Source organism: Pseudolysinimonas kribbensis (assembly GCF_039531715.1).
Lineage (GTDB): Bacteria > Actinomycetota > Actinomycetes > Actinomycetales > Microbacteriaceae > Pseudolysinimonas > Pseudolysinimonas kribbensis.
On sequence record NZ_BAAAQO010000002.1, the window covers coordinates 641903 to 660214 of the forward strand.

Here is an 18312-nt window from a genome sequence, read left to right on the forward strand (position 1 = left end):
CCGCGCCCGGGGCCGAGCTGGGCGGGCCCCATGAAGGGGAAGACGGCGCGGTTGAGGCGGTCCCACCAGCGGATTCGTGTGTCCACAAACAATGAGTGTACTAACGATTAGCGCACTATGCTTGCATCGTGCCCACGACCGCTCCCTCCGCCGACCTGCTCGCCCTCGACCGCCAGGTGTGCTTCGCGCTCGTCACGGCCGCGCGCGACGTCGTCGCCCTCTACCGCGAGGTGCTCGCGCCGCTCGGGCTGACCCATCCGCAGTACCTGGTCATGCTCGCGCTCTGGGAGGAGAGCCCGCAGAGCGTCCGCTCGCTCGGCCGCAGGCTGTCGCTGGAGCCCGCCACCCTCAGTCCGCTGCTGCGCCGCCTCGAGTCGGCCGGCCTGCTCGAACGCAAGCGCAACCCCGATGACGAGCGAGCGCTCGCGGTGGCGCTCACGGCATCCGGTACCGCGCTGCGGACCAAGGCGCTCGCCGTGCCGCCGACGATCATCGACCGGCTCGGCATCGACCTGTCCGAGCTGGAGCGCATGCGCGACACCCTGCTCGAGGTCGGCCGGGCCGCGCGCGCCGGGCTGAGCTCCGCCCGGGTCGCCTAACCGCCGCCCAGCCTCCGCAGCTCACGGAGGTCGTCGACGACGAGCGCCACGCGCCGGGCCCGCTCCGCGGCGGAGAGCCGGCTCCCGAGCGACCACGCCGTCGCGGTGCGCTCGGCGATGCTGTCGCCAACCTCGTCCCACGCCTGACGCCGGGCCTCGTCCACGAGCGCGTCGAGGTGCGCGTCATCGGCCGAGAGGCGGATGAGGCGGTCGGCGAGCGCGACGAGGGCCTCGCTGCGCCGGGTCAGGTGACCCACATCGCCCTCGCGGTAGTCGGCCTGGTGCGACGCCTTGCCCGTGCGGTCCTCAGCGCGGGCGCGCTCCTCGTCGAGGCGACGGGCGTCGGCCCGGCTCTCGACCGCGAGCCGGCGCAGCTCCTCACGGGCGATCGCCCGGGCGAACTCGGGCCGGTAGTCGGCGCGGTCGCGCACCGCCCGCAGGATCACCTCGTTCTTGACGGTCATCCGGGCGGCGGACTCGGCGATGAGCAGCCCGTCGGCGACGAGGTCGTCGAGCGTCGCCGGGGGCAGGGGCGCAGGCGCCTTGAAGGTGCCGACGTCCGCGCGCCGGCGTCGCCACCATCGCATCTCTCAGATGCTATTGGCGACGGCCGTCCGGCGCGGACACCTAGACGATCGCGAGCTCCTGCAGCTTCGCCTCGACGTCGGGGTTGCTCGGCTCCACCTGGTGCGACCCGTCGGGATAGACCACGACCGGGATGTTGATGCGCCCCGAGATGCGCTGCGCGGCCTCCGCGCTCGCGGCGTCGGCCTCGACGTCGATGTAGTCGTAGGCCACGCCCAGCCCATCCAGCTGCGCCTTGGTACGCCGGCAGTCGCTGCACCAGTCGGCGCCGTACATCGTGACCTTCTCGCTCATGCCCGGTGCAACCGGCGGCGGACCGGCGCCATTCCGCTCGCTAGCGTGAGAGGCGTGCCGGGCGAATGGGACGGGACCGCGGACGCGTACGCGGCCTCCTTCGCGCACCTGTGCGCCGGCACGATCGAGCCGCTCCTCGACGCGATCGAGCGCCCGGATTACGGGACGCTTCTCGACGTCGGCACCGGTCCCGGCAGCCTGGCCCGCGCGGCCGCCGCCCGCGGCTGGCGCGTGGAGGCGGGCGACGCGGAGCCGTCGATGGTCGCGCTCGCCGCGTCGCTCGGCGGCGGCATCCGGTATCGCCAGGCGACGCTGCCGCACCTGCCGCACGCGGACGGCGCCTTCGACGCCGTCACCGCCAACTTCGTCGTGAACCACACGCACGACCCGCGCGCCGCCCTCGCCGAGCTCGCCCGCGTCGCCCGCCGCACCGTCGCGATCACGATCTGGCCGCGCCGCCGCACCGAGCTGAACGGCCTGTGGTCGGGCATCGTCCGGGATGCCGGGGCCGTCAGCCCGCCCGGCACGACCCTCTCGCCGGAGCTCGACTTCGACCGCAGCGGGCCCGGCCTGGCCGCGGCCCTCACCGAGGCGGGGCTGCACGATGTCGTGGGCCGCACCCTCGAGTGGGACTTCGCAATCGCCGCCGACGACCTCTGGGCCGGGGTCGCCGGGGGTGCGGGCACGATCGGCACGACCTATCGCGCGAACGACGACGGCATCCGGCGCGGCATCCGCAGCGCGTACCGCATCCGGACCGGCGACCTCACCGGCGCCGACGGGCTCCTGCACTTTCCGGCCGCCGCGCTGCTCGCCGTCGGAGAGAAGGGGGAGTCATGACCGTCGTCGTCCGTCTCGCGTCGCCCGTCGATGCGGCGGAGCTCACGCAACTCCGTTTCGAATGGTCGCCTCCGCCCGCACCGGCTCCGCCCGCCGCCGCCCCGGATTTCGCGGCGCACCTCGGGGACTGGATGCGCCGCCAGGGCGAGCGCTACCTGTGCACCATCGCGACCGCCGGGCACGAGCCGGTCGGCATGGCCTGGCTCGCGGTCTTCGAGCGCGTGCCCAACGCACACGAACGCCTGCGGCTCTCCGGCGACGTGCAGAGCGTCTACGTGCGGCCCGGCCTGCGCAACCAGGCGATCGGTGAGCGCCTGGTGCGCCTGCTCCTCGACGAGGCCGGCCGCCGGGGCGTCACGGAGTTCACGGTCCATTCGAGCGAGGGCGCGCTGCCGTTCTACCGCCGGCTCGGCTTCGTGGGGTCCGATCGCCGACTGGAGCTCAGCCGGTAGGAGGAGGGTCGTCACGACGATCCATCGATGTGCGCGAGGGGGGACTTGAACCCCCACGCCCTTGCGGGCACTGGCACCTGAAGCCAGCGCGTCTGCCAATTCCGCCACTCGCGCGTGAGATCGCTCCGTCGCGATCAACCAGGCGACATTACCATCCAGGTGCGAACCGGCTGAACTCCGGCCTGGCGCTCCCGGATTGGGTCGGTAGCATTCGGTCTACCGATCGGGAGGAGACTCCGTGGGGATTCTCGACAGCTTCGAGAGGGGCTTGGAGCGCGTCGTCAACGGCGCCTTCGCCAAGACCTTCAAGAGCGGTCTGCAGCCCCTCGAGATCACCTCGGCGCTGCGCCGCGAGCTCGACACCCGCGCCGCGGTGGTCGCGCGCGACCGCATCCTGGTGCCCAACGACTTCACGGTGCGGCTGTCGGCCGACGACTACGCCCGGATGACGGGGCTCGGTCCGGCGCTCATCGACGAGTTCACGCAGCTGGTGCAGCAGCACGCCGTCGCCCAGGGCTACTCGTTCGCGGGCGGCATCTCGATCACGCTCCAGCGCGACGACGCCCTCACCGCGGGCGTGCTGCGCATCGACTCGGCCAACCTCAAGGGCGAAGTGTCCTGGAATCCGGTGCTCGACATCGGCGGCAAGCGGTTCCCGCTGCACAAGGGGCGCAGCGTGATCGGCCGCGGGTCGGATGCCGATGTCACCCTCGACGACACCGGCGCCTCCCGGCATCACGCCCAGATCCTCTGGGACGGGCGCCGCGCCGAGCTCGACGATCTCGGCTCCACGAACGGCACCCTCCTGAACGGGCAGCGGGTCACGAAGGTCGCCCTGCCGCCCGACTCGGTCATCGAGATCGGCCGCACCCGTATCGTGTTCCGGGTGCTCGCCCAGTCCGCGTCGCCCGACCAGTACGCCGACGTCCGGCGCGAGGGCGGTCGATGAACGCCAGCAGCCTCACGCTGCTCGTGCTGCAGCTGGGGTTCCTGCTGCTGATGTGGGTGTTCGTCTTCGTCGTGGTGTTCGCCCTGCGCTCCGACCTGTTCGGGCAGCGCGTGCGCCGGATGCCGCCTCCGGCGAGTGCCGGGGCCCCCGCCGTCGCGGCGACCGCCGCGCCCCCGGCGGCCGCCACCGCCGCCGTCACCGAACCCGTCCGCCGGCAGCCGCCCCTCGCCGACGACACGACGCCGAAGCGTCTCGTGATCACGAGCGGGCCGCGTGAGGGCATGGCGATCGACCTGCCGGCCGAGCAGCTGACGATCGGGCGCTCGAGCGAATCCGGCCTCGTGATCCGCGACGACTACACGTCGACGCACCACGCGCGGCTCATGCTCTGGAACGACCAGTGGGTGGTCCAAGACCTAGACTCCACCAATGGCACGTTCCTCGACGGAGTGCGCGTGACCCTTCCCACCCCGATCCCCCCGAACGTGCCGGTGACCATCGGGACCACGACGTTCGAGCTCCGGCGGTAGTCCGGTGGCCACGACCTCCAGCGCGGCCGTCTCGCACGTCGGAAGGATCCGGAGCAACAACCAGGACTCCGCCTACGCGGGCTCCCACCTCTTCCTCGTCGCCGACGGCATGGGCGGCCATGCCGGCGGCGATGTCGCCTCCGCGATCGTCGCCCAACGCGTCGCCGAGGCCGACCAGACGTACTCCTCCCCGCACGACGCCGAGTTCGCGTTGCAGTCGGCGCTGATCGCCGCGAACTCCCTGCTCGCCGAGACGGTCTTCGAGCACAGCGAGCTCACCGGCATGGGCACCACGGCGAGCGGGATCGTGCTCGTCGGCGGCCAGATCGTCGTCGCGCACATCGGCGACTCGCGCATCTACCGGTTGCGCGGCGGCACGCTCGAGCAGATCACCGCCGATCACACGTTCGTGCAGCGGCTGGTCGACTCCGGGCGCATCACGCCCGAGGAGGCGGCGGTCCACCCCCGCCGCTCCGTGCTCATGCGCGTGCTCGGCGATGTGGATGCCGCCCCCGAGATCGACACGAAGGTGCTCGACACGCGCCCCGGCGACCGGTGGCTGCTGTGCTCCGACGGACTCTCGAGCTACGTCAGCGACGAGCGGATCGCCGCCGCACTGCAGTCGACCACGAGCGCGCAGGCCGCGGCCGACCGGCTCGTGAAGGACAGCCTCGATCACGGCGCGCCCGACAACGTCACGGTGATCGTCGTCGACATCGGCGACTCCGACGATCCGGCGCCGCAGCACCTGTTCGTGGGCTCGGCGGCCGCGCCGTTGAGCTTCGAGGGCGAGAGCGCGCGCCGGCCGATCCGCCTGCCCACACTGCTGCTGCACCCGCTCAAGGCGAGCCAGCCGGAGGACGCGCACTTCGAGCCCGAGCGCGAGGGCTATCTCGAGGAGCTCATCCAGGAGGACCGCCGCCGCGCGATGCGCCGGCGCATCACCTGGCTCGTCGTCGTCGTCCTCGCGATCGCCGTCATCGTGACGACCGTCGTCGTGGGCTACCAGTGGACCCAGTCCCGCTACTACGTCGGCGTCGACCACGGCCGGGTCGCGGTCTTCCGCGGGGTGCAGCAGAACATCGGCCCGATCCACCTCTCGAGCGTCTACCAGACGACCACCATCGAGGTCGCCGACCTCCCCGCGTTCTACCGCGAGAGCGTTCGCAACACGCTCGGCGCCGACGATCTGCGCGACGCCCTGGCGATCGTCGACCGGCTCTCCAATCAGGCGGGCGATCAGCAGTGAGCGCCGCGAGCGCCCATCCGGTGCCGGCGGCCGCGGCGCCGGAGGAGGCGTCGCCGCACACGACGCTCACCGAGACCATCCGGATCCGGCTGCGCACCCCGGCCCGCCGCCGCAATCTCGAGCTCGTCCTGCTGGTCGGGGCGTTCCTCCTCGCCGGCGGCGCGCTCGCCCTCGTCGATCTCGGCACCCTCGGACGCGTCGGCGGCACGATGATGCTACTCGAGGCGGTGCTCGCGCTGCTGATCCTCGCCGTGCACGTCACGCTGCGCGTGGTCGCGCCGGACGCCGACCCGTTCCTGCTGCCCATCGCGACCCTGCTCAACGGGCTCGGCATCGCCGAGATCACGCGCATCGACATCGCCAAGGGCTGGACGGGCTGGGATGCCAACGGCGTCAAGCAGGTCGTCTGGTCGGCGATGGCGATCGTCATCGCGCTCGTCGTGGTGCTCGTCATCCGAAATCACCGCGTGCTGCAGCGCTACCGCTACATCGCGATGTTCGTCGCGCTCGCCCTGCTCCTGCTGCCGATGCTGCCGCTGATCGGCAAGACGGTGAACGGCGCGCGGGTCTGGATCGGCATCGGGCCCTTCAGCTTCCAGCCGGGTGAGCTCACGAAGATCGCGCTCGCGATCTTCTTCGCCGGCTATCTCGTGACCGCCCGCGACTCGCTCGCGATCGGCGGGCGCCGGCTGCTCGGGATGCGGCTGCCGCGGGTCCGCGACCTCGGCCCGATCGTCGTGGTGTGGCTCGCGGCGATGGCGGTCATCGTGTTCCAGCACGACCTCGGCACCGGCCTTCTCTACTTCGGCCTGTTCCTCGTGATGATCTACGTCGCGACCGGCCGCTTCAGCTGGGTCGTGCTGGGTCTCATCCTGTTCGTCGGCGGCGCCTTCGCGGCCAGCCGGGCGCTCGCGTACGTCGGCGGTCGCATCGACTCCTGGCTCGACGCCTTCTCGAAGACCAACTACGACAAGCCGGGCGGCAGCTACCAGCTCGTGCAGGGCATCTTCGGACTCTCCGACGGAGGCCTCATCGGCACGGGCCTCGGCCGCGGCCGGCCGCAGATCACCCCGCTGTCGCAGAGCGACTACATCATGGCGAGCCTCGGCGAGGAGCTCGGCCTCATCGGCGTGTTCGCGATCCTCGCCCTGTACCTGCTGTTCGTCTCGCGCGGCTTCCGCATTGGGTTCACCGGCCAGGACGACTTCGGCCGCCTGCTCGGGGTCGGGCTGTCGTTCGTCGTGGCGCTGCAGACCTTCATCGTCATCGGCGGCATCACGCGGGTGATCCCGCTCACCGGTCTGACCACGCCCTTCATGGCGGCGGGCGGCTCGTCGCTCGTCGCGAACTGGATCATCGTGGCCCTGCTGCTGCGGCTGTCCGACTCCGTGCGCAGCCAGCCGCGATGGGTCGTCGACACCCCCGCGGCCGGCACGGCGCTCGGCGGCCCGACCGCGAGGGGAGCCCGATGAACAAGGAGCTGCGCCGCGTCAGCATCGTGGTGCTCATCATGTTCCTGGCCCTGTTCGGGTCGGCGACGATCATCCAGGTCTTCCAGCAGCCCAACCTCAAGGCCGATCCGCGCAACGTGCGGGAGTTCTACGCGAGCTTCCAGACCCAGCGCGGCGCGATCCTGGTCGACGGCACGCCCATCGCCCAGTCCGTGCCCGTCAACGACGCCTACAAGTACCAGCGGCTGTACGCCGACGGCCCGCTGTACTCGGCGGTCACCGGATACTTCACCCTCAACCAGGGATCGACCGGCATCGAGGGCGCCGAGAACCAGGAGCTCAGCGGCACCGGCAGCGACCAGTTCTTCGACCAGGTCAACGCGATCATCACCGGCAAGGAGCCCGAGGGCGCGTCGGTGTCGCTCACGATCGACCCGAAGGTGCAGAAGGCCGCGTGGGACGCGCTCGGCGACTACACGGGCGCCGTCGTCGCCTTCGAGCCGAAGACCGGCGCGATCCTCGCCATGGTCTCCAAGCCCACGTTCGATCCGAACGTGCTCGCCGGCCACGACACCAAGAAGGTCATCGCGACCTACGACCAGCTGCTCCACGACTCGGGCGACCCGCTCATCAACCGGGCGATCGCCGGCAGGCTCGATCCGCCCGGATCGACGTTCAAGCTCGTCGTGGCCTCCGCGGCTCTCGCCAACGGGTACACGCCGGACAGCACCTTCCCCAACCCTCCCCGCCTGCAGCTGAGCGGCACCAACACCTACATCACGAACTCCGAGGGCGGCTCGTGCGGCGGCGCCGACACCGCCTCGATCAAGACGGCGCTGCAGTACTCCTGCAACATCCCGTTCGCCCAGCTCGGAAAGGATCTCGGCTACGACAAGGTGGCGACCCAAGCGAAGGCATTCGGCTTCGGCGACAAGAACCTGACGGTCCCGATGCCGGTCACGCCGAGCGTCTACCCGTCGACCAACGGCGATCCCGCCCGCCAGGAGCTCTCGAGCTTCGGGCAGGGCGACGACCGGGCCTCGCCCCTCCAGATGGCGATGATCTCGGCGGCGATCGCCAACGGCGGCGAGCTCATGCGGCCGAATCTCGTGAAGTCGATCACCAATCCCGACCTGACGACCAAGCAGGACTTCGCCCCGGAGCGCTACGGACAGGCCGTCAGCCCCGACATCGCCGCGACCATGACGCAACTCATGGTCAACAACGTCGACAACGGTGCCGCGAGCAATGCAAGAATCAGTGGAGTTCAGGTCGCGGGCAAGACCGGCACAGCACAGAACGGCGCGAACAATCAGCTGCCGTACACCCTCTGGTTCACCGGTTTCGCCCCGGCGGACGATCCCCAGGTCGCGGTCGCGGTCGTGGTGCAGAACGGTGGCGGCATCGGCAAGGCCGGCTTCGGGAACACCCTCGCGGCTCCGATCGCCAAGAAGGTCATTGAGGCGGTGCTGAGCAGATGAGACCCACGAGCGGCCTCACCTTCGGTGGCCGGTACCAGCTCGGCAACCGCATCGCGATCGGCGGCATGGGCGAGGTCTGGCAGGCCACCGACCTCGTGATCGGTCGCACCGTCGCGATCAAGATCCTCAAGGACGAGTACCTCGGCGACCCCGGATTCCTGGAGCGCTTCCGCGCCGAGGCCCGGCACGCCGCGCTCGTCAACCACGAGGGCATCGCGAACGTCTTCGACTACGGCGAGGAGGACGGCTCGGCGTTCCTCGTCATGGAGCTCGTGCCCGGCGAGGCGCTCAGCTCGATCCTCGAGCGCGAGCACGTGCTGCCCACCGACCGGGTGCTCGACATCGTCGCGCAGACGGCATCCGCCCTGCAGGCGGCGCACCAGGCCGGCCTCGTGCACCGCGACATCAAGCCCGGCAATCTGCTGATCACGCCCGACGGCCGGGTCAAGATCACCGACTTCGGCATCGCCCGGATCGCCGACCAGGTGCCGCTGACCGCGACCGGCCAGGTGATGGGCACGGTCCAATACCTGTCGCCGGAGCAGGCGAGCGGGCATCCCGCCTCCCCCGCGACCGACATCTACTCGCTCGGGATCGTCGCCTACGAGAGCCTCGCCGGCCGCCGGCCCTTCACGGGCGAGTCGCAGGTGGCCATCGCGATGGCGCAGATCAACGAGGCGCCCCCGGAGCTGCCGGTCACGATCGCCGAGCCGGTGCGCAACCTGGTCTACGCCTGCATCGCGAAGCGCCCGGAGGACCGGCCCGCGACGGCCGCACACCTCGCCCGGGCCGCCCAGGCGCTGCGCCGCGGGGATGTCGCCGGCGCGGTCGCCGCCGTCCCGGGTGTCGCCGGCCACGACCCGGTCTCCTCGTTCGCCGCCGACACCTCGGCGGCCACGCGGCTGCTGCCGGCCGGCGCCGCGGCCGGCGCGGTCGGCGCGGTCGCGACCCCGGGCCCCACCACCCAGACGATCCGGCGCCGCAATCCGTGGACCTGGCCGCTCATCGCGATCGTCTCGGTGCTCGCGGTCGCGCTCATCGCGATCATCATCGTGCTGCTCATCCGGCCGACCGGGCAGGCGGCGCCGACCTCGTCGCACACCACCCAGAGCAGGACGCCGACCCCCACCCCCACCCCGACGGCCACGTCGCACCTCATCAACGAGGAGGACTACGTCGGCAAGCCCTACGACCAGGTGGCCGCGGCCCTGGGCGTCCTCGGCTACGCCGTCGACCGGCAGGACGGCCCCGCCGCGACCACCCCGAACGACGAGGGCAAGGTCTCCGGACTGAACCCGACGGGCAACGTGGAGAAGGGCAAGACCATCAAGGTCTACGTCTACGGGCCGTACCCGGGCGCTCCGGCTCCGTCGGCCGCGACCGCCCCCGCGGGGCCGCAGCACGGCACCATCACGATCGCCTGGACGCCGTACACCAGCTGCCCCTCCGGGTTCCCCCTCTCCGGTTACGTCTTCAACGGAGGCGACGCGAGCGGCTACACGATCCCGTCCGGCAACACCGTCGACAAGACGGCGCAGAGCGTGGACATCGAGCTGAGCACCACCGCCACCTCGGCGACGGTGACCTACCAGGCCAGCTGCGGATCGGCCGGCCTGCAGTCGGCCGTGTCGAGTCCGCTCAACATCCCGATCGGCTGACGCGACGCGACGGACGCGGAGGAACGTCCCATTACACTGATGCGGACGTCGAGGAGGAACGCGTGACCGATCAGGAGGTGACTCCCGACGTCCGCATCATCGCCGGACGCTACCGGCTGGGGGCGCTGCTCGGTCACGGCGGCATGGCCGACGTGTATGCCGGCACGGATGCCCGCCTCGGCCGGCAGGTCGCGGTCAAGCTGCTGAAGCCCTCCCTCGCCAACGACCCGTCGTTCCGCACCCGGTTCCGGCAGGAGGCCCAGTCCGCGGCCCGGATGGCGCACCCGACGATCGTGCGCGTCTTCGATGCCGGCGAAGAGACGGTGCGCGAGGCGAGCGGCATCGAGGTGCAGGTGCCGTTCATCGTCATGGAGCGCGTCGAGGGCACCCTCCTCAAGGACCTCATCGCCCGCGGCCCCGTGCCGCCGGCCGAGGCCGTCAAGCTGGTGGACGGCATCCTGACCGCGCTCGAGTACTCGCACCGCGCGGGGGTCGTGCACCGCGACATCAAGCCGGGCAACGTCATGGTCACGCCGTCCGGCCAGGTCAAGGTCATGGACTTCGGCATCGCCCGGGCGATCTCCGACTCGTCGGCGACGATCGCCCAGACCAGCGCGATCCTCGGCACGGCGCAGTACTTCTCGCCCGAGCAGGCCCGCGGCGACGCGATCGATGCGCGCACCGACCTCTACTCGACCGGCGTCGTGCTGTACGAGCTGCTCACCGGCCGGCCGCCCTTCCGCGGTGATACGGCGGTCGCCGTCGCCTACCAGCACATCAGCGAAGCGCCCGTCCCGCCTCATTCGCTCAATCCCTCGATCTCACCGGCGCTGAACGCGGTCGTGATGCGCGCGCTCGCCAAGAACAAGGACGAGCGCTTCCAGTCGGCCTCGGATTTCAAGGCCGACCTCGACATCGCCTCGACCGGCAAGGTGCCCGATCGCGTTCCCGCGGGTGACGACTTCAACGCCACCCTGTTCGGGGTCAGCCCGAACTCCACCGCGGCGTCGTCGGCGACCCTTCGCCGCCTAGCGGAGGACGGCAACGACTCCGCCCCGCGCACCCAGAGCCGGCCACCGGTCGCCTGGATCTGGGGCGGCATCGCGGTGATGGCGGTCATCGTCGTCGCGGCCCTCGTCTGGGTCTTCAGCCTCACCCCGCAAAACCTCGTGGGCGCCGGTGCGCAGACCGAGGTCCCGAATGTGATCGGGCTCGAGAAGGGCGCGGCCGAGAAGAAGCTCGAGAAGGCCAACCTCAAGGTGAACGAGGTCACCCAGTCCAGCGACAAGATCCAGCCGGACCACGTGATCTCGCTCACCCCGAAGGCCGGCACGAAGGTGGTGCCCGGTCAGCAGGTCGAGGTCGTCGTCTCGACGGGTCCCGCGACCGTCACGCTCCCGGGGCTGGTCTACAAGACGCAGGATGACGCGCAGACCGCGATCAAGGCCGCCGGCCTGGTCGTCGGCGAGATCCGGTCGCAGGATTCGCCGTCCGTGGCGAAGGGAGCGGTCGTCGGCGCGCAGGTCGACGGCCTCGAGGGCATCCAGACGACGAGTGTGCAGGTGCCCGAGGGCAAGAAGGTCAACCTCATCGTCTCCACCGGCAACGTCAACGCCCCGGATCAGCGAGGGCAGTCGTTCACGGCGGCGCGGGATCTGCTGAGCGGCCCCGACTACCAGCTGCAGGTCAAGCTGGTCGCCGACGGCTCGTGCTCCGGCGGCAACGTGACGGCGCAGTCGGCGATCGGCGAGGTGCCGCAGAAGTCGGCCGTGACGATCACCTACTGCTCGGGCGGCTGACCCGCCCGCTAGTGCGAGGTGCGGACCGTGACGTCCTGCGGGGCGACGAAGGTCTGCACCCACGGGAACACCCAGAACACCAGGGCCGCGATGATCGCCGCCACGGCGACGAGCACGATCAGCAGCCGCACCCACCAGGGCCCGGGGAGCACTCGCCACAGGGCCGCGTACATCACTTCTTCCCTTCGTACACGTCGGCGATCTCGGCGGGCGCCCCGTGATCCGGCTTCGCGTCGTCGCGCGGGATGAACTTGTCGAAGTCGCCGTAGGCGATGATGCGCTCGGCCGTCGAATAGAACGGGTTGCAGCTCGTGAGCGTGATCATCCGGTCGACGGCCTGCACACCGGGCACCTCGGGCACCGGGTCGATGACGCCGACCTCGGTGGGCTGCACGTACTGCAGGTTGCGGAACGAGTACTGGTACCAGCCGTCGATCGTCTCGACGTAGATGTGATCGCCGACGTGCAGCTGGTGGATGAGGTGCAGGTTGCCGCCGTACGCGGAGCGGTGCGCCGCGATCGCGAAGTTGCCCACGTCGCCCGGCATCTGCGTGGTCGGGTAGTGGCCGAGGTTGTTCTTGTTGAGCACGGCGGAGGCACCGACGCCCTGCGCGATCGGCCGCACGTACAACGGCTGACCGGCCTGGTTCCAGCGCGGCACGATCAGGTTCGCGAACCGCTGCGCGTTCGCGGGGGCCTTGGCGACCGGAATGGTCGTGGAGCTGGCCGGCTTGGTGTTCGCCTTGGTGGCATCCCACTTCTGCGACTGCTGGAGCGCCTGATCGTGCAGCTGGCCCCCGACGATGATGTCCTGCAGCCAGAGCTGCCAGCCGAGGAACATGAGCACGAGCACACCGGCCGTGATGAGCACTTCGCCCAGCACGCCGACGACGGAGATGCGGCGCCGCGGCCGGCCGTTCGCGCTGCGCACGCCGGTGGATCGACGTCCTCTCCTCGGGCGCGCGGCGGCCCGCTGGGCCGGGGCGCCGTCCCCCTCGGGCTCGGTCATGTGCTGCATCATACGGCGCAGGCGGCAGCCGCCGGCTGGGAGAACGGTCGACTACACTGCGGGCATGGCCCGACCCACGACCCGCAGCAAGAGCGAGCCTTCGGACGAGACCCGGGGTGAGAGCGCACCCAACCCGGTGTGGTTCCGCCCGGTGATGTTCGGCTTCATGTTGGTCGGGCTGGCGTGGATCATCGTCTTCTACCTCAGCAACCAGCAGTGGCCGATTCCGCAGCTGGCCAACTGGAACATCCTGGTGGGCTTCGGGATCATGTTCATCGGCTTCCTGATGACGACCCGCTGGCGCTGAATCACACCGCTGTCATTCGTCCACACTGTGGACGAGCCTGTGGATAGGTCGCTCTAGAAGTACTGCGCTCGTTCGGTGACCACGCACGCGACGGTGATCAGCACGAGCAGGATCGCGATGCCCGCGACGATCGCGACCTGCACCGAGCGCGGCCGATTGCGCCTCGTGCGCAGGAACACGTAGCCGATCGCGAGCCCGGTCAGCAGGCCGCCGAGGTGGGCCTCCCATGCGATGCCCGGCACGAAGAAGCTGATCGCCAGGTTCGCGACGACGACGATGAGCAGTTGCATCGACTGCACGCCCATCGCCGTGCGCAGCGCGATGATCGCGCCCAGCAGGCCGAAGATCGCGCCCGAGGCGCCGAGCGCGGAGGACGGCGAGAGCAGAGTGCCGAGCCACTGCGCCGACGCGTGACCCGAGACGACCCACAGCTGGTAGACGAGGACGACACCGACGCTCCCGCCGAGAGCCGTCACGAGGTACAGCGCGAGGTAGCGCAACCGGCCGAGGAACCGCTCGAGCGCCGGCCCGAAGATGAACAGGGCGTAGAGGTTGAAGAGGATGTGCAGGAAGGACTGCGGGGAGTGCAGGAAGGCGGAGGTGATCATCCGCCACGGCTCGCTCGCCACGAGCCGCGGGTCGAGCACGCCGGCGTTGGTCACGAGCCCGCCGCTGACCAGCTGACCGATGTAGACGACGAGGCAGAGGGCCATCATCACGTAGGTGACGACCGGCACGCCCTGCGGCAGCAGCCGGCGCGCGTAGCCGCCGGGGCCTCCCGCGCGCGTCGCCGCGACGGATGCCCGGCCCTCACGCATGCACTCGGGGCAGAGCACGCCGACCGGCGCCGGCGTCTGACAGTCCGGGCAGATCGTGCGGCCGCAGCGCTGGCAGTGGATGAAGCTCTGCCGGTCGCGATGCCGGTAGCAGGTCGCCGACTGGGTCTCCTCGAGCGGCGCGGGGGTGCTCACAGCAGCCCTCGCACGATCGCGATGACGACGAGCACGGCGAGCCCGCCCGCGATGAGGCCGTAGGGCACGCGCCGGCTGCGGTGCTCCTCGAAGCGGCGCTCGATGAAGGCGGCACCGGTACCCCCGAGGATGCCGCCGACGATCGCCGGCAGCAGGGCGGGGCTGAGGATGAGCGTGATGAGCACGTAGACGCCGATCATCACGAGCAGCTGGGTGCGCAGCCCCGGTGAGGACCACACCTGGATCAGCGTCGCGCCGAACAGGCCGTAGATGATGCCGTACAGGCCGTATCCCGGGTAGCCCACGATGACCGCGGCGGCCGCCCCTGCGATCCCGGCGGCGAGCAGCACGACGACGAAACGGCGTCGCCCGAGCTGTCGTTCGGCGAGCGGGGCCGTGAGCAGGAACACGAGCACGCTCAGCACGAAGCTGAGCACCCCCGCGAGACTCGCCCCCGGCGCGCTCGCGATCGACGCCGTGACGAAGCGCCACACCTGCCAGCCGAGGCCGGGGAGGGCGACGAGCCACAGGCTCAGCACCGGGGTGAAGAGCCCGACCAGCCACACCGCCGTCGCGATCGCCGCCGTCGCCCAGCTGATGACCGGGCTCTCGTCGCCGGGGCGCAGCATCCCGAGCGCGACGCGCTGCCAGGCCGGACGGTCGTCCAGAACGGCGCCGGAGCGGACGCGGACCCGCTTGCGCTTGACCGGCTTGGGTGCGGGCCGCGGACCGGAGGCCGGGGTCCACTGCACCGAGCCGCCGAGCTCTTCGATGCACGTCGGGCACCGCACGCCCTGCGGCGTGAGGATCTGGCATTCGGGGCAGATCGTGCGGCCGCACCGCTCGCACAGCGTCCAGCTGGTGCGGTCGGGATGGCGGTAGCAGACCGAGGCATCCACCTCGGGGCCGACCCCGCTCATGGGGTGGCCGCTAGACCGGCGTGACGTCGACGCTCTGGATGACGACGTCGTCCAGCGGCTTGTCGCGCCCGTCGGTCGACACGCCCTCGATCTCGTCGACGACCTTCTTCGACGCGTCGTCGGCGACCTCGCCGAAGATCGTGTGCTTGCCCTGCAGCCACTGGGTGGGCGCGGTGGTGATGAAGAACTGCGACCCGTTGGTGCCGCGCCCCATCTGAATGCCGGCGTTCGCCATGGCGAGCACGTAGGGCTCGTTGAAGTTCAGCTCGGGGTGGATCTCGTCATCGAACTGGTACCCCGGACCGCCGATGCCCTTGCCGAGCGGGTCGCCGCCCTGGAGCATGAAGTCGCGGATGATCCGATGGAAGATCACGCCGTCGTAGAGGGGCTTGCTCGTCGGCTGACCCGTCTCGGGGTCGGTCCACTCCTTGGCCCCGGTGGCGAGGCCGACGAAGTTGCCGACCGTCTTCGGTGCGTGGTTGCCGTAGAGGTTGAGCTTGATGTCGCCGTGGTTGGTGTGCAGAGTCGCGACCGCGGTGGGGGCTGGCATGGTGATGATTGTGTCATGCGGGCTCCGACGATGCTCGGAGCGGATGTCCAGGCGCGGTGGAGCGTGGCCGTCGGCCCCCCATGCCAGGATGGGTGCACCGGCCGCCGCGGCGGCATCCCACGGACGGAGGTCACCATGGCTCTCTCCCGCAAGCGTCAGAAGGAGCTGAAGCGTCTCCGGCGCTCGGCCGAAGACCTGTGGCAGGAGCAGCGCGAGGCGATCGACCACGCCAGCACCGTGCTGCGGGAGGCCCGTCGGCAGGCGGGCAACTACGCCCGCGAAGAGGTCGGGCCGCGCGTGCGTTCCGCCTACGACGACCGCATCCGTCCCGCGGTCGCCTCCGCGCGTCACGGCATCAGCCATGACATGCTGCCGGCCGTCTCCGGCGCCGTGGGCTCGGCCCTGGCCGTGCTCGAGGCGACCCGCGATCCCCGCGTGCGCGACGTCGTGCGCAAGGCAGCCTCGGTCACGGACCGCATCGGAAAGGTGACCCCCCTCCCCGTGAAGAAGAAGACTCCGGTCGGCCGCTACATCGCGCTCGGCATCGGCGCGGTCGCGGTCGCGGGTGTGCTCTACGCCGCCTGGCAGACCCTGCGTGCGGACGACGACCTCTGGATCGAGGATCTGGGCGAGGTCGGCGCTGCCGACATCGGCGAGGATGACTAGCTTCTCCCGCCGCATTCGCTAGGCTCCGGCGGGTGAAGAACCTGCCGCTGCGCGCACGACCGATCGACATCTTCTTTCTGGTCATCTTCAGCGTGTTCATCGTCACGTGCATCATCAGCGACTCGGTCGAGGGCCTCGGGCTCGATCAGGTGGCGGACTCGCCGAACATCCTGGTGCAGTGGAACTTCTGGTACGCGTCGAACTTCGACCCGCTCTACCAGTCGCACCCCCTCTGGCTGCGGTTCATCAGCGGCACGTCCGCCTTCGTCTATGTGATCTTCTACGTGCTGCTGATCATCTCGATCGTCAAGCGCTGGAACTGGATCCAGCTGCCGTCGGTCATCTACGCGACGATGATCATCGCGATGACCGGCATCCCGATCTTCGGCGTCGAGTTCTTCGGCGGCCCCGGCGAGCACACGCCGAACCCGGCGGTGTTCCTCGCGTTCAACCTGCCCTACATCGTGGTGCCGCTGCTGCTGCTCATCCGGATGCGCAAGCCGCTCCCGTTCACGCGCCGGTTCTGAGAGCGGTCAGGCGCGCGGGTCGCCGCCCAGCTTGCGCACCTCGTCGTCGATCCGGTCCTGCGAGATCGGACGCGAGGTGGGCCCGAATACCGACAGCGCCGAGAACACGGTCGCGATGGCGAAACCGAACAGCGGCCACATCGGCCAGAAGTAGTCGTGGGAGCCGGTGAACGCCCACACCGCGATCAGCAGGATCGAGACCACGATGAAGACGGCGATCATGTACCAGAAGTCGCGTCGGGCCTTGATGCGCTTCCGGGCGACCTCGCGGATGTCCTCGCTCACGCGGCCAGTGTAGGGGGCACGGACATTCGGCGCGCGAGGCTCGCGCTGGTCGATCGCGCGTCGAGTGCTTCAATGAGACGGAGTCGGAGGGAGCCCCGGTGGTTGGTCGAGGCCTCGAGCCGATGCCGGAGCGTCGTCCGTCCGCGTGGCTGGCGACGCTCGCTCCCGGGTCCTTCGCCCTCGTCATGGCGACCGGCATCGTCTCCATCGGGTGCCGGCTGCTCGGGCATCCGGTCCTCGCCCTCGTGCTGCTCGTGGCCACCGCCGTCGGGTTCGTCCTACTGCTCGCCGCGTATGCCGCCCGCGCCGCGCTCTTCCCGGGTCGGACGCTCGCGTCGATCACGGCCCCCTCGAGCGCCGTCGGGTACTTCACCGTCGTCGCCGCCGGGAACGTGCTCGGCACGGCGCTCGCGGTCCACGGGCTGTGGCTCGTCGCCCTCGTGCTCGGCGTCGTGGCGTTCCTGATCTGGGTGGTGCTGACCTACGGGCTGCTGTGCTCCATCGTCCTGGCGGGAAACCGCCCCCGGCTGCGCGAGATCACCGGCACCTGGTTGATCTGGGTCGTCGGCACGCAATCGGTCGCCGTGCTCGCGGCCGCCATCGCCCCCGAGCTGCCGTGGCCGCTCGGAACCGAATTGCTCGAGGCCGGCGCGGTCATGTTCTGGAGCGTCGGCGTCGTGCTCTACCTCGTGCTCGTGGTCATCATCTTCCTGCGGCTGTTCCTCATCGAGACGACGCCCCGGGAGATGGGCCCCACCTACTGGATCCTCATGGGCGCGACGGCGATCAGCGTGCGCGCCGCCGCCGGCATCCTGACCCTTCCGGCGCATGACCGGCTCGGCCTGGTCGCCGAGATGCACGGCTTCGTCGCGGGCCTCGCCGTCGTGCTCTGGGCGTTCGGCACCTGGTTCATCCCGGCGCTCGTGCTGTTCGGCGTCTGGCGGCACGTCATCCGTCGCCACTCCTGGGGATACGAGCCCGGCCTGTGGAGCGTCGTGTTCCCGCTCGGGATGTACGCGGTCGCCTCCGTCACGCTCGGTCGCGCGATCCATGTCCGGTTCCTGCAGGATCTCGCCGCCGTGTGGGTGTGGGTCGGCGTCGCGGCCTGGCTGCTGGTCGCCGCGCTTCTGGTCGTCGTGCTCGTGCGCCGACCGCGGCGGCGAACGGAGCAGGGCGCGATCACGACCTGA

The 18312-nt window shown here is 70.4% G+C and carries 22 protein-coding genes and 1 tRNA gene; 14 read left to right on the top strand and 9 right to left on the bottom strand.

Features of this window, described 5'->3' with window-relative positions; translation table 11 throughout:
* Positions 1-125 precede the first annotated feature (125 nt).
* Positions 126-599: a MarR family winged helix-turn-helix transcriptional regulator gene (locus ABD285_RS03770; RefSeq protein ID WP_284255664.1), complete on the top strand. Its 474-nt coding sequence runs from the start codon at positions 126-128 to the stop codon at positions 597-599.
* Here the strand turns inward: ABD285_RS03770 and ABD285_RS03775 are convergent.
* The gene (locus ABD285_RS03775; protein ID WP_284253963.1) at positions 596-1186 is read right to left on the bottom strand and encodes a hypothetical protein; all 591 of its coding nucleotides are present in this window, start codon (positions 1184-1186) and stop codon (positions 596-598) included. The two genes, ABD285_RS03770 and ABD285_RS03775, sit on opposite strands and share 4 nt — an antisense overlap.
* Before the next feature lie 40 nt (positions 1187-1226).
* Complete coding sequence (locus ABD285_RS03780) at positions 1227-1478, bottom strand: glutaredoxin domain-containing protein (RefSeq protein WP_284253964.1); 252 nt, start codon at positions 1476-1478, stop codon at positions 1227-1229.
* Positions 1479-1532: 54 nt separating this feature from the next.
* Here ABD285_RS03780 and ABD285_RS03785 point away from each other — a divergent pair, with 54 nt between their 5' ends.
* Positions 1533-2318, top strand: coding sequence for a class I SAM-dependent methyltransferase (locus ABD285_RS03785; protein ID WP_344200439.1), 786 nt, complete (start codon positions 1533-1535; stop codon positions 2316-2318).
* Entirely contained in the window at positions 2315-2770 is a 456-nt protein-coding gene (locus ABD285_RS03790; protein ID WP_344200442.1) for a GNAT family N-acetyltransferase, read from the top strand. The genes ABD285_RS03785 and ABD285_RS03790 overlap by 4 nt, the downstream gene beginning before the upstream one ends.
* A 30-nt stretch (positions 2771-2800) precedes the next feature.
* Here ABD285_RS03790 and ABD285_RS03795 read toward each other — a convergent pair.
* Positions 2801-2884 (bottom strand) — tRNA-Leu (locus ABD285_RS03795).
* 124 nt (positions 2885-3008) lie between these two features.
* On the opposite strand from ABD285_RS03795, the gene ABD285_RS03800 reads away from it, so the two are divergent.
* The 7 genes from ABD285_RS03800 to pknB all read left to right on the top strand — a co-directional run bounded on the left by ABD285_RS03800 (position 3009) and on the right by pknB (position 11887).
* The gene (locus tag ABD285_RS03800; protein WP_284253966.1) at positions 3009-3719 is read left to right on the top strand and encodes an FHA domain-containing protein; all 711 of its coding nucleotides are present in this window, start codon (positions 3009-3011) and stop codon (positions 3717-3719) included.
* Positions 3716-4249: an FHA domain-containing protein FhaB/FipA gene (locus ABD285_RS03805; protein WP_344200447.1), complete on the top strand. Its 534-nt coding sequence runs from the start codon at positions 3716-3718 to the stop codon at positions 4247-4249. The genes ABD285_RS03800 and ABD285_RS03805 overlap by 4 nt, the downstream gene beginning before the upstream one ends.
* A gap of 4 nt (positions 4250-4253) precedes the next feature.
* Complete coding sequence (locus ABD285_RS03810) at positions 4254-5498, top strand: PP2C family protein-serine/threonine phosphatase (RefSeq protein ID WP_344200450.1); 1245 nt, start codon at positions 4254-4256, stop codon at positions 5496-5498.
* Positions 5495-6970, top strand: coding sequence for an FtsW/RodA/SpoVE family cell cycle protein (locus tag ABD285_RS03815; protein ID WP_425564932.1), 1476 nt, complete (start codon positions 5495-5497; stop codon positions 6968-6970). The genes ABD285_RS03810 and ABD285_RS03815 overlap by 4 nt, the downstream gene beginning before the upstream one ends.
* Positions 6967-8430: a peptidoglycan D,D-transpeptidase FtsI family protein gene (locus tag ABD285_RS03820; RefSeq protein WP_284253967.1), complete on the top strand. Its 1464-nt coding sequence runs from the start codon at positions 6967-6969 to the stop codon at positions 8428-8430. The genes ABD285_RS03815 and ABD285_RS03820 overlap by 4 nt, the downstream gene beginning before the upstream one ends.
* Positions 8427-10088, top strand: a complete 1662-nt coding sequence (locus tag ABD285_RS03825; protein ID WP_344200453.1) for a serine/threonine-protein kinase — start codon at positions 8427-8429, stop codon at positions 10086-10088. The genes ABD285_RS03820 and ABD285_RS03825 overlap by 4 nt, the downstream gene beginning before the upstream one ends.
* 62 nt (positions 10089-10150) lie before the next feature.
* Positions 10151-11887, top strand: coding sequence for a Stk1 family PASTA domain-containing Ser/Thr kinase (gene pknB / locus ABD285_RS03830; protein WP_344200455.1), 1737 nt, complete (start codon positions 10151-10153; stop codon positions 11885-11887).
* Between the two features lie 8 nt (positions 11888-11895).
* Here the strand turns inward: pknB and ABD285_RS03835 are convergent, their stop codons facing one another.
* Positions 11896-12060 carry a hypothetical protein gene (locus ABD285_RS03835; protein WP_344200458.1) on the bottom strand — a complete coding sequence of 55 codons (165 nt, stop codon included), beginning with the start codon at positions 12058-12060 and terminating at the stop codon, positions 11896-11898.
* Positions 12060-12896, bottom strand: a complete 837-nt coding sequence (locus ABD285_RS03840) for a class E sortase (protein ID WP_344200460.1) — start codon at positions 12894-12896, stop codon at positions 12060-12062. The genes ABD285_RS03835 and ABD285_RS03840 overlap by 1 nt, the downstream gene beginning before the upstream one ends.
* Positions 12897-12960: 64 nt before the next feature.
* Between ABD285_RS03840 and ABD285_RS03845 the strand changes: the two genes are divergently transcribed.
* Positions 12961-13203, top strand: a complete 243-nt coding sequence (locus ABD285_RS03845) for a cell division protein CrgA (protein ID WP_284253969.1) — start codon at positions 12961-12963, stop codon at positions 13201-13203.
* Positions 13204-13256: 53 nt separating this feature from the next.
* On the opposite strand, the gene ABD285_RS03850 is transcribed toward ABD285_RS03845, so the two are convergent.
* The 3 genes from ABD285_RS03850 to ABD285_RS03860 are packed head-to-tail and all read right to left on the bottom strand — an operon-like array spanning position 13257 to position 15644.
* Positions 13257-14174, bottom strand: a complete 918-nt coding sequence (locus ABD285_RS03850; protein ID WP_284253970.1) for a rhomboid family intramembrane serine protease — start codon at positions 14172-14174, stop codon at positions 13257-13259.
* On the bottom strand, positions 14171-15094 hold the full coding sequence (locus ABD285_RS03855) for a rhomboid family intramembrane serine protease (protein WP_284253971.1): 924 nt from the start codon (positions 15092-15094) through the stop codon (positions 14171-14173). The genes ABD285_RS03850 and ABD285_RS03855 overlap by 4 nt, the downstream gene beginning before the upstream one ends.
* A gap of 10 nt (positions 15095-15104) precedes the next feature.
* On the bottom strand, positions 15105-15644 hold the full coding sequence (locus tag ABD285_RS03860; RefSeq protein WP_344200466.1) for a peptidylprolyl isomerase: 540 nt from the start codon (positions 15642-15644) through the stop codon (positions 15105-15107).
* Positions 15645-15779: 135 nt separating this feature from the next.
* Here ABD285_RS03860 and ABD285_RS03865 point away from each other — a divergent pair, with 135 nt between their 5' ends.
* Both ABD285_RS03865 and ABD285_RS03870 read left to right on the top strand, forming a co-directional pair.
* Positions 15780-16310, top strand: coding sequence for a hypothetical protein (locus tag ABD285_RS03865; RefSeq protein ID WP_344200469.1), 531 nt, complete (start codon positions 15780-15782; stop codon positions 16308-16310).
* 32 nt (positions 16311-16342) lie between these two features.
* Complete coding sequence (locus ABD285_RS03870; protein ID WP_284253974.1) at positions 16343-16837, top strand: EXPERA domain-containing protein; 495 nt, start codon at positions 16343-16345, stop codon at positions 16835-16837.
* Between the two features lie 6 nt (positions 16838-16843).
* Here ABD285_RS03870 and ABD285_RS03875 read toward each other — a convergent pair whose 3' ends face one another.
* On the bottom strand, positions 16844-17122 hold the full coding sequence (locus ABD285_RS03875) for a 2TM domain-containing protein (RefSeq protein ID WP_284253975.1): 279 nt from the start codon (positions 17120-17122) through the stop codon (positions 16844-16846).
* Between the two features lie 98 nt (positions 17123-17220).
* Between ABD285_RS03875 and ABD285_RS03880 the strand changes: the two genes are divergently transcribed.
* Positions 17221-18312 carry a tellurite resistance/C4-dicarboxylate transporter family protein gene (locus ABD285_RS03880; protein WP_344200472.1) on the top strand — a complete coding sequence of 364 codons (1092 nt, stop codon included), beginning with the start codon at positions 17221-17223 and terminating at the stop codon, positions 18310-18312.

Bases quoted from the DNA above. Each gene is read 5' to 3' on its own strand.
- ABD285_RS03835 (WP_344200458.1), bottom strand. From the start codon at position 12,060: ATGTACGCGGCCCTGTGGCGAGTGCTCCCCGGGCCCTGGTGGGTGCGG.
- ABD285_RS03845 (WP_284253969.1), top strand. From the start codon at position 12,961: ATGGCCCGACCCACGACCCGCAGCAAGAGCGAGCCTTCGGACGAGACC.
- ABD285_RS03775 (WP_284253963.1), bottom strand. From the start codon at position 1,186: ATGCGATGGTGGCGACGCCGGCGCGCGGACGTCGGCACCTTCAAGGCG.
- ABD285_RS03825 (WP_344200453.1), top strand. From the start codon at position 8,427: ATGAGACCCACGAGCGGCCTCACCTTCGGTGGCCGGTACCAGCTCGGC.
- ABD285_RS03860 (WP_344200466.1), bottom strand. From the start codon at position 15,644: ATGCCAGCCCCCACCGCGGTCGCGACTCTGCACACCAACCACGGCGAC.
- ABD285_RS03840 (WP_344200460.1), bottom strand. From the start codon at position 12,896: ATGACCGAGCCCGAGGGGGACGGCGCCCCGGCCCAGCGGGCCGCCGCG.
- ABD285_RS03820 (WP_284253967.1), top strand. From the start codon at position 6,967: ATGAACAAGGAGCTGCGCCGCGTCAGCATCGTGGTGCTCATCATGTTC.
- ABD285_RS03865 (WP_344200469.1), top strand. From the start codon at position 15,780: ATGGCTCTCTCCCGCAAGCGTCAGAAGGAGCTGAAGCGTCTCCGGCGC.
- ABD285_RS03790 (WP_344200442.1), top strand. From the start codon at position 2,315: ATGACCGTCGTCGTCCGTCTCGCGTCGCCCGTCGATGCGGCGGAGCTC.
- ABD285_RS03855 (WP_284253971.1), bottom strand. From the start codon at position 15,094: ATGAGCGGGGTCGGCCCCGAGGTGGATGCCTCGGTCTGCTACCGCCAT.
- ABD285_RS03780 (WP_284253964.1), bottom strand. From the start codon at position 1,478: ATGAGCGAGAAGGTCACGATGTACGGCGCCGACTGGTGCAGCGACTGC.
- ABD285_RS03805 (WP_344200447.1), top strand. From the start codon at position 3,716: ATGAACGCCAGCAGCCTCACGCTGCTCGTGCTGCAGCTGGGGTTCCTG.